At 71.7% G+C, this 12,096-nt stretch carries 13 protein-coding genes; 7 read left to right on the top strand and 6 right to left on the bottom strand.

Features of this window, described 5'->3' with window-relative positions; genetic code table 11:
* Positions 1 to 54: 54 nt before the first annotated feature.
* On the top strand, positions 55 to 519 hold the full coding sequence (locus P3L51_RS06675) for a roadblock/LC7 domain-containing protein (RefSeq protein WP_354604124.1): 465 nt from the start codon (positions 55 to 57) through the stop codon (positions 517 to 519).
* Between the two features lie 63 nt (positions 520 to 582).
* Positions 583 to 957: a hypothetical protein gene (locus tag P3L51_RS06670; RefSeq protein WP_354604123.1), complete on the top strand. Its 375-nt coding sequence runs from the start codon at positions 583 to 585 to the stop codon at positions 955 to 957.
* Here the strand turns inward: P3L51_RS06670 and P3L51_RS06665 are convergent.
* From P3L51_RS06665 to P3L51_RS06655, 3 genes are all read right to left on the bottom strand, one after another.
* On the bottom strand, positions 926 to 1,555 hold the full coding sequence (locus P3L51_RS06665; protein ID WP_354604122.1) for a hypothetical protein: 630 nt from the start codon (positions 1,553 to 1,555) through the stop codon (positions 926 to 928). The genes P3L51_RS06670 and P3L51_RS06665 overlap by 32 nt on opposite strands.
* 101 nt (positions 1,556 to 1,656) lie before the next feature.
* Complete coding sequence (locus P3L51_RS06660; protein WP_354604121.1) at positions 1,657 to 2,493, bottom strand: MurR/RpiR family transcriptional regulator; 837 nt, start codon at positions 2,491 to 2,493, stop codon at positions 1,657 to 1,659.
* Positions 2,490 to 4,091 (bottom strand): aromatic amino acid ammonia-lyase, encoded by a 1,602-nt coding sequence (locus P3L51_RS06655; protein WP_354604120.1) that lies wholly within the window; start codon positions 4,089 to 4,091, stop codon positions 2,490 to 2,492. Before P3L51_RS06655 ends, P3L51_RS06660 begins: the two co-directional genes overlap by 4 nt.
* Positions 4,092 to 4,276: 185 nt before the next feature.
* On the opposite strand from P3L51_RS06655, the gene P3L51_RS06650 reads away from it, so the two are divergent.
* On the top strand, positions 4,277 to 4,702 hold the full coding sequence (locus tag P3L51_RS06650; RefSeq protein WP_354604119.1) for a hypothetical protein: 426 nt from the start codon (positions 4,277 to 4,279) through the stop codon (positions 4,700 to 4,702).
* 358 nt (positions 4,703 to 5,060) lie between these two features.
* Here the strand turns inward: P3L51_RS06650 and P3L51_RS06645 are convergent, their stop codons facing one another.
* Positions 5,061 to 6,476 (bottom strand): cystathionine beta-synthase, encoded by a 1,416-nt coding sequence (locus tag P3L51_RS06645; protein ID WP_354604118.1) that lies wholly within the window; start codon positions 6,474 to 6,476, stop codon positions 5,061 to 5,063.
* A gap of 171 nt (positions 6,477 to 6,647) precedes the next feature.
* Here P3L51_RS06645 and P3L51_RS06640 point away from each other — a divergent pair, with 171 nt between their 5' ends.
* The 3 genes from P3L51_RS06640 to P3L51_RS06630 all read left to right on the top strand — a co-directional run bounded on the left by P3L51_RS06640 (position 6,648) and on the right by P3L51_RS06630 (position 10,345).
* Complete coding sequence (locus tag P3L51_RS06640; RefSeq protein ID WP_354604128.1) at positions 6,648 to 7,667, top strand: SGNH/GDSL hydrolase family protein; 1,020 nt, start codon at positions 6,648 to 6,650, stop codon at positions 7,665 to 7,667.
* 151 nt (positions 7,668 to 7,818) lie between these two features.
* On the top strand, positions 7,819 to 9,039 hold the full coding sequence (locus P3L51_RS06635) for an acetyl-CoA C-acetyltransferase (RefSeq protein WP_354604117.1): 1,221 nt from the start codon (positions 7,819 to 7,821) through the stop codon (positions 9,037 to 9,039).
* Positions 9,040 to 9,259: 220 nt separating this feature from the next.
* Positions 9,260 to 10,345 carry a hypothetical protein gene (locus P3L51_RS06630; RefSeq protein ID WP_354604116.1) on the top strand — a complete coding sequence of 362 codons (1,086 nt, stop codon included), beginning with the start codon at positions 9,260 to 9,262 and terminating at the stop codon, positions 10,343 to 10,345.
* Here P3L51_RS06630 and P3L51_RS06625 read toward each other — a convergent pair.
* Entirely contained in the window at positions 10,329 to 10,661 is a 333-nt protein-coding gene (locus P3L51_RS06625; RefSeq protein ID WP_354604115.1) for a hypothetical protein, read from the bottom strand. The genes P3L51_RS06630 and P3L51_RS06625 overlap by 17 nt on opposite strands.
* A 103-nt stretch (positions 10,662 to 10,764) precedes the next feature.
* On the opposite strand from P3L51_RS06625, the gene P3L51_RS06620 reads away from it, so the two are divergent.
* Entirely contained in the window at positions 10,765 to 10,995 is a 231-nt protein-coding gene (locus P3L51_RS06620) for a DUF4287 domain-containing protein (RefSeq protein WP_354604114.1), read from the top strand.
* A 120-nt stretch (positions 10,996 to 11,115) separates the two neighbouring features.
* Here P3L51_RS06620 and P3L51_RS06615 read toward each other — a convergent pair whose 3' ends face one another.
* Positions 11,116 to 12,000: a Bax inhibitor-1/YccA family protein gene (locus P3L51_RS06615; RefSeq protein ID WP_354604113.1), complete on the bottom strand. Its 885-nt coding sequence runs from the start codon at positions 11,998 to 12,000 to the stop codon at positions 11,116 to 11,118.
* Positions 12,001 to 12,096 lie beyond the last annotated feature (96 nt).

Below are 12,096 nucleotides of genomic sequence, written 5' to 3'. Positions count from 1 at the left end.
CGACCCCGACATCGCCCTGCTCCGCAGGCTCCGTGACGCCTTGGAGGCAAACCTGTGAGACGCGCCCTGCGGATGCGCAGCGAGAGGAGACAGCTGATGACGGCGGAGGCCGAAGTCCTCGGGGAGCTACGGCGGCTGCGTGCCCGCGTCCCCCAGCTCACCGGGGCGCTGGCCGCGAGTACCGACGGCCTCGTCCTCGCCGAGGAGATCTCGGGCGGGGGAACGGACGGGAGCGCGGGACCGGGCATCGAGCCCGAGGGCATCGCCGCCCTGACCGCCGCCGCGCTCGGGGTCTCCCTGCGACTGACCGACAGCACGGGCCAGGGCGGTTTCCGCGAACTACTCATCAGGGGCGAGCGCGGCTATGTGGCCACGTACGCCGCCGGCGGATCCGCCGTCCTCACCGTGCTCGCCGAGCCCCGGATCAATGTCGGCCGGCTCCATCTGGAGGCGCGCCGGTCAGGCGCCCGGATCGGCGAACTCGTGGACCGCGCCCTCGAACGACGGGAGAACGCCTGACCCCTGACCCCGAGCAGAACATCCGCCCGAGCGACCCAGAGACGAAAAGGAAGTGCGACATCCATGGCCACCACCGAAGCGGCCCTCAAAGAAGCCACCACCTCCATCGAAGGCGCCATCGGTGCCGCCCTCGTCGACTACAGCAGCGGCATGGCCCTCGGCACCCTGGGCGGTGGCAAGGACCTCGATCTGACGGTCGCCGCCGCCGGGAACACCGACGTGGTGCGGGCCAAGGTGCGCACGATGGAGATGCTGGGCCTCAAGGAGGAGATCGAGGACATCCTGATCACCCTCGGCAGCCAGTACCACCTGATCCGGCTGCTCAAGGGCCGTGGCAACAACGGTCTGTTCCTCTATCTGGCGCTGGACAAGAAGCGGGCGAATCTGGCGATGGCCAGACACCAGCTCAAGAAGATCGAGAACGAACTGGAGGTCTGACGGGAGTCCCCTCCCGCTCGGCCCGCTTCTCCCGGGGGCGCCGCGCCCCACCCGGTACGGCGTCCCCGGCCTCGACCCCGGTCGTACGGAAGCCCCTGACCTTCTTGCCGACGGGGCTGCCACGCCCGGCCCAGTCGGTACGGACCCAGAGCAGTTCCGCGCCCGCGCGCTCACCACGGCCCAGCAGCACGGCCTTGAGCCACAGCCCGGCCCCGGCGCCCGCGAGGGCCGCGCCGCCCGCGACCGGTACGGCGAACGAGGCACCCACCGCCGCGACGAACGCGCCCACCAGCCACCACACATGGGCCCGCCGCCAGACCCGCAGCGTCACCGCCCGGTCCTGGAGGTAGTCGAACTTCCCCGCGCGCGAGGCGGCTTCGGCCCAGCCGCCGTACCGCCGTCGTCGTACGAGCGCGACGGCGGCCGCGCTCAGGACGAACACCGCCACCCCGGCGTACAGGCCGACCCAGCGGCCGGTCAGTCCGGGGATCAACACCCCGGCGGCGGCGGCCAGTACCCCGAGCCACCACATCGGGGCCGCACCGGCCCTCACGATCACCGTCACGCGCGCCAGTGACTGCTGCCCTCCGCGTCCCACGGCCGCCTCCTCTTCACCGGTTCACCGGTTCACCGAAGTTTTGGCGGGCAGATTAATGCGGTTTCCTGAGCTTTTCCTGAGAACGGCGACACCGCGGGCCTCTATTCGACGAACAGGCCCCTGGCGGCGGCCCGCCCGTCGAAGTCCTCCAGGCGCGCCTGCGCGTCCGGCAGGTCGTCGCACATGGCCTCCAGCAGCACCCGCCCCAGGAGCATCGGCGCGCACGCCGTGTCGAAGGCGAGGCCCGTGCCGACGGCCGCCGGGATCAGCAGGTCGCTGTGGGCGGCGACGGGCGCGAAGGCCGAGTCGGCGACCGTGACGACGAACAGCCCGGCCTCGCGCGCGTAGTCGAGCGCCTCCACGACCTCCTTGGGATGGCGCGGCAGCGCGAAGCAGAGCAGCGCGCTCGCGCCCGCGCGCCGCGCCGCGTCGACCCGGTCGGCGAGCATCGTGCCGCCCTCGTCCAGGAGCCGGATGTCGGGGTGGACCTTGGCGGCGAAGTAGGCGAATCCCTTGGCCTGGGCGGACGCGGCGCGCAGGCCGAGGACGGGCAGCGGGTTGGAGGCGGCGAGTACGCGGCCCGCCCGCTCGACCGGGCCCGCGTCGGCGAGCAGGTCGGCCAGCTGACGCAGATTCTCCAACTCGGCGTGCACGGCCTGCTGGTACTCGTTGTACTCGGAGGCGCCCGCGTCCTGGCCGGCGGGCGCGACGTCCCGCAGGTGCTTGCGCAGCGCCGGGTAGCCGTCGAAGCCGAGCGCGACGGCGAAACGTGTCACCGAGGGCTGGCTGACCCCGGCGAGTTCGGCCAGTTCGACGCTGGACAGGAACGGCGCGTCGACGGCCCGGCGCACCATGCTGTGCGCGATACGCCGCTGGGTGGGCGTGAGCCGGTGCCCCTCGAAGAGCTGCTGGAGCCGAGCGGCCGGACTGTCGCTCACGCGATCCCTCTCGTCGTGCCTGTCATACCGGTGGTACCCGCCCCGGCGGTCGCGCCGTTCGGGCAGCTCGTGCCATTCGGGCCCGTACGCCTCATGTCGTCCGCCGTGGAGGCGAGTTGGTCGAGCAGCCGCGCCGCCGCCGTCACATCGTCGGTCAGCGGCCGGTCGGCGACCTCCGCCTCCAGTACGGACTCGGCCAGCGCGAAGGCCCTGCCGACGGGCAGTCCGGGCTCGGGCCTGAGGTCCCGCTGGCGCAACGCCCTTACGGCGGCGACGAGTTCGCAGCCGACGACGAGACGGTACGCCTCGCACGCCCGCAGCGTCTGGCGTGCGGCCAGCGAGGCGAAGCTGGCCTGCTCCTCCACGCCACGGGACAGTACCGCGTGGCCGAGCGAGGCCGGCGCCGAGAACGCGCGCAGGTCGCCGAGGGCGGCCCCGGCCGCGTACTCCAGGATCATCACGCCGGAACTCGCGGGCTCGGCGTCGGCGAGGAAGGGCCGCAGACGGGTGAAGCCGGGCTCGTTCAGTGCGGAGAGCCGGGAGGTGGACAGCCGTGCGGTCTGGACGACGGCGAGTCTGAAGTGGTCCAGGGCCAGGGCGAGTTGGGCGAGATAGAAACCGCCGTGGTGGTACGCGGCGGGGGCCAGGTCGTCGTCCGTGCCCGGACAGATCAGCGGGTTCTCGGCGGCGGAGTTGATCTCGACGGCGAGCGCGCTCTCCAGCGCGTCGGCGGCGTCCCGCGCCGGTCCGTGGACCTGCGGCACGCAGCGGAAGCCGTACGGGTCCTGGATACGGCCGAGCGGCGGGGTGGGGCGTTCGGGGGCGCCGAGTATGTGCCGCATCCGGGTGGCGACGGCGTACGAGCCGGGGTGCGGGCGCGCGGCGTGGACCGGTTCGGCGTACGCCTCGTAACTGCCGTCCACGGCGAGCAGCGAGAGCGCGGCGACGAGTTCGGTGGCGGCGATGAGGCGGCCCAACTCGTCCAGCGCGAGGGCGGCCTGACCAAGCGTCAGGGCGTTGCTGCTGATGAGGGCGAGGGCGTCGTTGTTGTCGAGGGCCTGCGCCTCGGGCGGGTGGCCGCCCTGCCAGGGGTGTTCGCCGACGAGGGCCAGGCCCAGCTGGGAGAGGGCGGCGATGTCGCCGGTGCCGACCGAGCCGAACTCGTTGACGACCGGGTGCGCGCCGGCGGTCAGGGCGTCGCAGAGCGCGGTGACGACGGTGGGGCGCAGTCCGGCGCCGCCGGCGAGGAGTTGGTTGGCCCGGACGGCGAGCATGGCGCGGACCTCGCGGGCGGGCAGCGGGTGGCCGATGGCACCGGCGTGGCTGCGCAGCAGGCGCAGTCCGTGATCGGCGGCGGTGTCGGTGGGGACGGCCTCGGTGCGGTTGGCGCCGACGCCGGTGGAGCGGCCGTAGACCCGGCCGGAGGCGGCGAGTTCGCGCGCGGTGTGCCAGGACTGCTCGACGCGCTTCATGGCGTCGGTGCCGGGCACGGGCCGGGCGGTCCCGTCGGCCAGCCGGACGATGTCGGCGACGGGGAGGCTCTGGCCGTCGAGGACGACGAGGGCGGGGCGTACGGCGGCGGCACGACCGTCCGGCATGAGGGGCACCACCCTTCGGGGCATTGGCGATCTATTCAGTCAATGACAACTCTGCATGACTATATGCAGCCCGGCAAGGAGCGCGCGGGCACCGTGTACGCCGGGCGTCACCTGAGGTACCCCACAGGCAAAGAGGGGGGGTAGCCCCACTGTTCCGGGGGCTCGGGCTTCGTACGGTGGTGGCCATGGAAGCCCGCGACCCTGAGCTCAAGAAGGAGCTCGACGCCACCCTTCAGGCCCGCCGCGAGCTGGGGCCCGAGTACGAGTCCGCGCTCGTCGAGTCGTTCCTGGAGAAGCTCGATCAGCGCCTCGACAGCACGACCGACCGCCGTGTCCGGCGCCAGCTCGCCGAACAGCAGATGGTCGTCGCCCGCGGCGCCCGCCCGCCCAGCGCCGGGGCGTCGTTCGCCGAGCGCTACGGCTTCGCCGTCGTCACGCTGGTGCTGGCCATCCCGCTCTCCGCGATAGCCGCGGTGCAGGCGGATGTCGGCGGGCTCTGCGTGGCCTGGCTCGGCATCGTCGGGGTGAATGTGGCACAGGCGGTCGGCGGTGTGCCCTGGGCACGCCGAGGTACGCGCGAGTCGAAGCAGTCGTCCGACTGGGAGGACTGAGGACGAAGGGGTGTCCGGCGGGCGGTACCGTCCGGCGGATTCGACCCCGCACAGCGTCGCGGCCGGTCCACCGGGGGGTGGACCGGCCGCGCCGGAAACGGGAATGTCGCGGGGACCGCCGCACCCCCGTTTCCGGAGGGCGGGACGACGGCGGTCCCCGCGAGGGACTCGGGGCCGGGTCAGTTTCCGGCACCGTGTCCGCGTGGCGTCCATGGGTCCGGGAGCCGCTCCGGAGATCACTGACGCCGACAACAACCACTGTGGCCGAGCCGTGTTAAGTGCGTGCTGCGCGTAGATGTCGCGCTGGTACCACTTTCACGAAGCCCCGCACCGGGGGCCACCCGGCCCGGCCGGGCCCCTATTTGACGTCCTTCGCGTCCTTCGCGTCCTTCGCGAGGAAGGCGAGCAGGTCCTGCCGGCTCACCACGCCCGTCGGCTTCCCCTCCACCAGCACGATCGCCGCGGCGGCGGCGTTGTTGCCGCTCAGCGCCGTCATCAGGTCGGCCACCGGCTCGCCCGAGCCGACCTGCGGCAGCGGGCCCGACATGTGCTTCTCCAGCGGGTCGCCGAGCGAGGCGCGCCGCCCGAACAGCGCGTCGAGCAGGTCGCGCTCCACGACGGAGCCGATCACCTCGGCCGCCATGACGTCCGGGTGGCCGGCGCCCGGCTTCACGATCGGCATCTGCGAGACGCCGTACTCGCGCAGGACCTCGATCGCCTCGCCGACCGTCTCCTCGGGGTGCATGTGAACGAGCGAGGGAAGGCCGCCGCCCTCCTTGTACCGCAGGACGTCACCGACCCGCGGGGCGTCCCCGGCCTGCTCCAGGAAGCCGTAGTCGTTCATCCACTCGTCGTTGAAGATCTTGCTGAGGTAGCCCCGGCCGCTGTCGGGCAGCAGCACCACCACCACGTCGTCCGGGCCGAGCCGCTCGGCGACCCGCAGCGCCGCCACGACCGCCATGCCGCAGGAGCCGCCGACGAGCAGGCCCTCCTCCTTGGCGAGGCGGCGCGTCATCTGGAAGGAGTCCTTGTCGGACACGGCGACGATCTCGTCGGTGACGGTCCGGTCGTACGCGCTCGGCCAGAAGTCCTCGCCGACGCCCTCGACCAGATACGGGCGGCCCGAGCCGCCGGAGTAGACGGAGCCCTCGGGGTCCGCGCCGACGACCTTGACGCGCCCCTCGCTGACCTCCTTCAGATACCGGCCGGTGCCGGTGATCGTGCCGCCCGTGCCGATGCCGGTGACGAAGTGCGTGATCCGCCCGTCCGTCTGCTCCCACAGCTCGGGACCGGTGGTCTCGTAGTGCGAGCGCGGGTTGTTCGGGTTGCTGTACTGGTCCGGCTTCCAGGCGCCCGGCGTCTCGTTCACCAGCCGGTCGGAGACGTTGTAGTACGAGTCCGGGTGGTCGGGGTCGACCGCCGTGGGGCAGACGACGACGTCCGCGCCGTAGGCCCGCAGCACATTGATCTTGTCCGTGGAGACTTTGTCGGGGCATACGAAAATGCAGTGGTAGCCCTTCTGCTGGGCCACGATCGCCAGCCCGACGCCGGTGTTGCCGCTCGTCGGTTCGACGATCGTGCCGCCGGGCTTGAGCTCGCCGCTCTCCTCCGCCGCCTCGATCATGCGCAGGGCGATCCGGTCCTTCACCGAACCGCCGGGATTGAAGTATTCGACCTTGGCCAGGACGGTCGCCTGAATGCCCGAGGTCACATTGCCCAGCTTCAGCAGCGGGGTATTGCCAACCAGACTGATCATCGAGTCGTGGAATTGCACCGTTGTCTCCGGGGTCTCCGTGATGGTCCGGCCAGCGTATGCGTACGCGGAAGAGATTGGGCCACGCCCGTTACGGGGCAATGACCTCTTGCCGGTCTTATCGCAGTGTGTGAACGGCTACAGCGCGTGTACGGCTAAAGGGAGGTGACCCGGACTGTGTCGAGAGCGAGGGTGGCACGGCGGATCGCGGCGGGCGCCGCCTTCGGCGGTGGGAGCGTCGGTCTGATCGGAGCCGCGGGAGTGGGGCTCGTCCTGGCCGAGGTGCAGCTGGCGAAACGGTCGGTCGGCGGCGGCACAGCGCCGATCCCGCCGCGGGGCAACGGCTGGTACGGGCTGGCGTACGGCCACACGGAGCCCATCCGGATGGGCATGCTCGGCGACTCCACGGCGGCCGGCCAGGGCGTCCGGCGGGCGGGCCAGACACCGGGCGCGCTGCTCGCCTCGGGCCTCGCGGCGGTGGCGGAGCGGCCGGTGGACCTGCGGAACGTGGCACAGCCGGGGGCGCAGTCGGACGATCTGGAACGCCAGGTGACGGTGCTGCTCGCGGACGCGTTCCGGGCCCCGGACGTCTGCGTGATCATGATCGGCGCGAACGACGTCACGCACCGGATGTCGGCCACGGCCTCGGTCCGGTATCTCGCGGCGGCGGTACGGCGGCTGCGGACGGCGGGCGCGGAGGTCGTCGTCGGCACCTGCCCGGACCTGGGGACGATCGAGCCGGTGTACCAGCCGCTGCGCTGGCTGGCCCGCCGGGTGAGCAGACAGCTGGCGGCGGCCCAGACGATCGTGGCGGTGGAGCAGGGCGGCCGTACGGTCTCGCTCGGCGATCTGCTGGGGCCGGAGTTCGAGGCGAACCCGCGCGAGATGTTCGGCGCCGACAACTACCACCCCTCGACCGAGGGGTACGCGACGGCCGCGATGGCCGTCCTGCCGACGCTCTGCGCGGTGCTCGGCCTCTGGCCGGAGACGGACCACCTGGACTCCTCGCGCGACGAGGACATGCTGACGGTGGCGAAGGCGGCATCGGCGGCGGCGGCCGAGGCGGGCACCGAGGTCACGGGGGCGCGGGCGCCGTGGGCCCTGCTCAAGCACCGCAGGCGCAGGCGTCTGCCGGAGCCGGAGCCCACCCAGACGGAGCCGGCCGCGCCGCCGCCTCCGCCGTCCCCGAAGGAGGGGGCCAACCGCAGATGACGCCGGACCGCCTGAGCGTTTGCTTAGCAGCTTTCGGCGTGGCACGCTGCGGCCCTCGTCACACGTCCGGCCCGGTGACCCGGGCCATACGTGCGGGTAACTTCGCAAGACGGCACTTCCGCCGTACCGCACCCGCCCCTCTGGAGCCGTGATGCCCGAAGCTGTGATCGTCTCTGCCGCCCGCTCCCCCATCGGCCGGGCCTTCAAGGGCTCCCTGAAGGAGCTGCGGCCGGACGACCTGACCGCCACCATCATCCAGGCCGCGCTCGCCAAGGTCCCCGAGCTGGACCCGCGCGACATCGACGACCTGATGCTCGGCTGCGGCCTCCCCGGTGGCGAGCAGGGCCACAACCTGGGCCGGATCGTCGCCGTACAGATGGGGATGGACCACCTTCCCGGCTGCACCGTCACCCGTTACTGCTCATCCTCGCTCCAGACCTCCCGGATGGCGCTGCACGCCATCAAGGCGGGCGAGGGCGACGTCTTCATCTCGGCCGGTGTCGAGATGGTGTCCCGCACCGTCAACGGCTCCAGCGACGGCATGCCCGGCACCCACAACCCGGTCTTCGCCGACGCCGAGGCCCGTACCGCCACCGTCGCGGCCTCCGAGGGCGCCGACTGGCACGACCCGCGCGAGGACGGCCTGCTCCCCGACGCGTACATCGTGATGGGCCAGACCGCCGAGAATCTGGCCCGGCTCAAGGGCATCACACGGCGCGACATGGACGAGTTCGGCGTGCGGTCGCAGAATCTCGCCGAGGAAGCCATCAAGAACGGCTTCTGGGAGCGCGAGATCACCCCCGTCACGCTGCCCGACGGCACCGTGGTCGCCAAGGACGACGGCCCCCGCGCCGGCGTCACCCTGGAGACCACCCAGGGCCTGAAGCCTGTCTTCCGCCCCGACGGACTGGTCACGGCCGGCAACTGCTGCCCGCTCAACGACGGCGCCGCCGCGCTCGTGATCATGTCGGACACCAAGGCGCGCGAGCTGGGCCTGACCCCGCTCGCCCGGATCGTCTCCACCGGCGTCTCGGGCCTCTCGCCGGAGATCATGGGGTACGGCCCGGTCGAGGCCAGCAAGCAGGCGCTGCGTCGCGCGGGCCTCGGCATCGACGACATCGACCTGGTGGAGATCAACGAGGCGTTCGCCGCGCAGGTCATCCCCTCCTACCGCGACCTGGGCGTCGACCTCGACAAGCTGAACGTGAACGGCGGCGCGATCGCCGTCGGCCACCCCTTCGGTATGACGGGCGCCCGGATCACGGGCACGCTGATCAACGGGCTCCAGTTCCACGACAAGCAGTTCGGCCTGGAGACCATGTGCGTCGGCGGCGGCCAGGGCATGGCCATGGTCATCGAGCGGCTGAGCTGAATCCCGTCGAGCCCCAGTCGTGACTCAATCTCCCCCAGGATGTGACCTACCGCCTGGGGGAGACCAAATTACCCTGGTCACGGCAGTGGCGGGCCGACCGTAAGGCCGAAAGACCTGTCCAATTCATGACGTAATGCACTGCCGACGTGTGCGCCCCCACGACAAGCTGATGTAGGAAGTCGGGGGACCATTGAAGACCGGGAGTAAGTCAGTGAGCGCCATGTCTATTGCCCTGCTGCTTACCACGGCCGCCGCCACGGCCGTGGGCGTCGCCGCCCTGCACGCCGCTCACGGGCTGCGGCGAGAGGTCACGGCCCTGCGCGGCGAACTGTCCCTGGCGAATCCGGGCGGCCACGCCGCCGTACCGCAGGCACGCTCCGGCGAATCGGCGCCGGCCGCCGCCACGTCCACCGAGGACATACGGCTGGCGGTCGCCGAGGCCCTGGCCGAGGAGCGCGAGCGGGAGCTGGCCGAGGCGCGTGCCTTCTGGGCCGCGCAGGAGGCCCGTGACGCCACCGACGCACCGTCGCTGCTGGGTGGTTTCGTCGGTCCCGGCGCCGAGGACGGACCCTTCTACGTGCCGCGCCAGGCCGACTTCGTGGGTCTGGAGGCGCTGGACCTCGACGCGCTCGACCGCGCCGACCGCGCCCGCCGTGCCACGGAGGACGACTACGACGATCTCGCGGAGCTGGCGGAACTCGCCGGGCTGCGGGAGCGCGGCGAGCTGGGCGACCAGGCCGACGCCGCGGATCTCGGGGAGTTCGAGGAGCTGGAGAGCCTCGGGGACTACGCGGACTTCGACGGACTGCCCGAACTGAGCGAGGTGAGTGAGGTCAGCGAGATCGGTGAGTTCGCCGAGGACTCCCCGGAGCTGGCCGCCGCCCGCCGCAGGCACCCCTCGCACCCCGACTTCGTGCCGGTCCGCACGCCGGTCGTCACCGACCACGAGCGCACGGTCGCGCGGCTCGAGGAGCTGGCCGACGCCCGTACCGCGCTCGCCGACGTCCGGCCCGGCCCGCTGGGCACGCTCGACGTGTACGTCTTCACCGACGGTACGACGCTCTGCATGACCCCGGGCCACCGCGAGACCGCGGAACGCCTCGCGGGCGCGCTGCGCGACGGCGGTACGCCGTTCCTGCTGGGCGGCTCGGGTGTCTCCGGGGCCTACGCCCTCACGTTCTCGTGCGGCGCCGCCGCCGGCGTGGACGGCGCCACGTGCGCGGGGAACGCGGGTACGAGGGGTGAGGACGCCTCCGCCGACGACCACATCTACATTCTCGCCGACCGCGTCATAGCTTCGCTCTAGCCACGGCCCGCTCCACCGCCCGCACGGCCTCGTCCAGTTCCGCCACGGATGGGGCCGTTCTCAATGCCTCCGCCAAATCACCGGCCGCGACGGTGAGTTGATCGGCGACGGCGAAGACACCGACGTCCGGCATGATCCTCGGCGGCCCCTGCGGGGGGCCGTCCGGGGCTTCGATGCGCTGGGCGGTCACGGACAATTCCCTGGCCAGAGCCAGCCCTTCGGCCGCGGCCCCTCGCTGCAACCTGCTCTGCGGGGCTGCCCGCAGCCGGTCGGCGAATCGGTCCACGGCGGCGGTCAGGCGCGTCGTATCAAGCACGCCGCGACCCTACGCGCCCTCCCCGGACTGTTGCCAACGGGCGAACGCTGAGGCACGGTGACGTGAAGGACCAGTACGCGCGAAGCAGCGTCCGGAGGCGCCGATGTCCGTTGTTTTCTCCGAGGAGACCCACCGCAACCTGCTGTCCCGTATCCCACACTGCACCGGTCGCGAGATCACCGACTGGCTGCGCGCGGTCGACGACGGCCCCGCCCTTGTCCGTTTCGACGAGAAGGTCGCCTGGCTCCGCGGCGAGTACGACCTCGCGTACGGGCACGCCAAGGCGATCATCCACGAGTACGACCTGAGGCGGGCCGCCCGCAGACTGGGCTGACGGCAGGGCCGGCCGCGCCGGCCGCCGCGGCCGGCCACCGAGCGGATACGGCGAAGGGGTCCACGGGCTGCCGCCCGTGGACCCCTTCGCCGTATCGCGTGAGGCGTATCGCCGTCGGTGCTAGTCGTTGCCGCTCAGGATCGAGAAGAGCCGCAGCATCTCCAGGTAGATCCAGACGAGCGTCATGGTGAGGCCGAAGGCCGCCATCCAGGACTCCTCGCGCGGCGCGCCGTACGTGACGCCGTCCTCGACCTGCTTGAAGTCGAGCGCCAGGAAGCACGCGCCGAGGATGATGCCGATGACACCGAAGAGGATGCCGAGGCCACCGCTGCGGAAGCCGAGGCCGTCACCGCCGCCGAAGACGCTGAACAGCAGGTTGGCGACCATGAGGAGCACGAAGCCCATCGCGGCGGCCATCACGAAGCCGTAGAACCGGCGCGTGACGCGGATCCAGCGCATCTTGTACGCGATCAGCACACCGGCGAAGACCGCCATCGTGCCCATCACGGCCTGGACGACCACGCCCGGCGAGAGGTACGTGCTGACCGCGCTGCTGATCACGCCGAGGAAGACGCCCTCGAACGCGGCGTACGCCAGGATCAGCGCCGGGACCGGCTTGCGCTTGAACGACTGCGCCAGGGCCAGGACCAGGGCCACGAGGGCCGCGCCGATGGCGATGCCGTACGACTTGCCGATGTTGTCCTGGTCGACCGGGAGCAGGACCCAGGCGAGGACGGCGGTGAGGACGACCGTGCCGAGCGTCGACGCGGTGCGCGTCACGACGTCGTCGATCGTCATGACCCCGGCGCGGGCGGGCGCCTGCGGACCGGCGCCGCCGAGCTGGGGGTCGGTCTGCGCGTATGGGTTGGTGGCGTACGGGTTCGTCGCGTACGGGTTCTGCGTTCCTACGGCGGGGCCCCCGGCCTGCGGCGCCGCGTTGAAGCCCGCTTGACCGTTGTCGCGACTGAAGCCCCGTCGCGAGAAGACCGGGTTGCTGCTCCTCATCTCACTCCTCCATGGCGGCCACCCTGCGCGGCCTTGGCACAAGAGTAATGCGGGAGCAAAGGGATCACCCTAGTGCCCTGGGAGGATCTTTCCTCG

Origin of the sequence: Streptomyces panacea (assembly GCF_040560175.1) — a bacterium.
In the GTDB taxonomy this organism is placed as follows: domain Bacteria; phylum Actinomycetota; class Actinomycetes; order Streptomycetales; family Streptomycetaceae; genus Streptomyces; species Streptomyces panacea.
This window is presented reverse-complemented; position numbering and strand designations above follow the sequence as displayed.

What these genes read in the sequence shown, in the direction of transcription:
- P3L51_RS06615 (WP_354604113.1), bottom strand. Translation starts at nt 12,000, where the DNA reads ATGAGGAGCAGCAACCCGGTCTTCTCGCGACGGGGCTTCAGTCGCGAC.
- P3L51_RS06670 (WP_354604123.1), top strand. Translation starts at nt 583, where the DNA reads ATGGCCACCACCGAAGCGGCCCTCAAAGAAGCCACCACCTCCATCGAA.
- P3L51_RS06650 (WP_354604119.1), top strand. Translation starts at nt 4,277, where the DNA reads ATGGAAGCCCGCGACCCTGAGCTCAAGAAGGAGCTCGACGCCACCCTT.
- P3L51_RS06655 (WP_354604120.1), bottom strand. Translation starts at nt 4,091, where the DNA reads ATGCCGGACGGTCGTGCCGCCGCCGTACGCCCCGCCCTCGTCGTCCTC.
- P3L51_RS06620 (WP_354604114.1), top strand. Translation starts at nt 10,765, where the DNA reads ATGTCCGTTGTTTTCTCCGAGGAGACCCACCGCAACCTGCTGTCCCGT.
- P3L51_RS06630 (WP_354604116.1), top strand. Translation starts at nt 9,260, where the DNA reads ATGTCTATTGCCCTGCTGCTTACCACGGCCGCCGCCACGGCCGTGGGC.
- P3L51_RS06635 (WP_354604117.1), top strand. Translation starts at nt 7,819, where the DNA reads ATGCCCGAAGCTGTGATCGTCTCTGCCGCCCGCTCCCCCATCGGCCGG.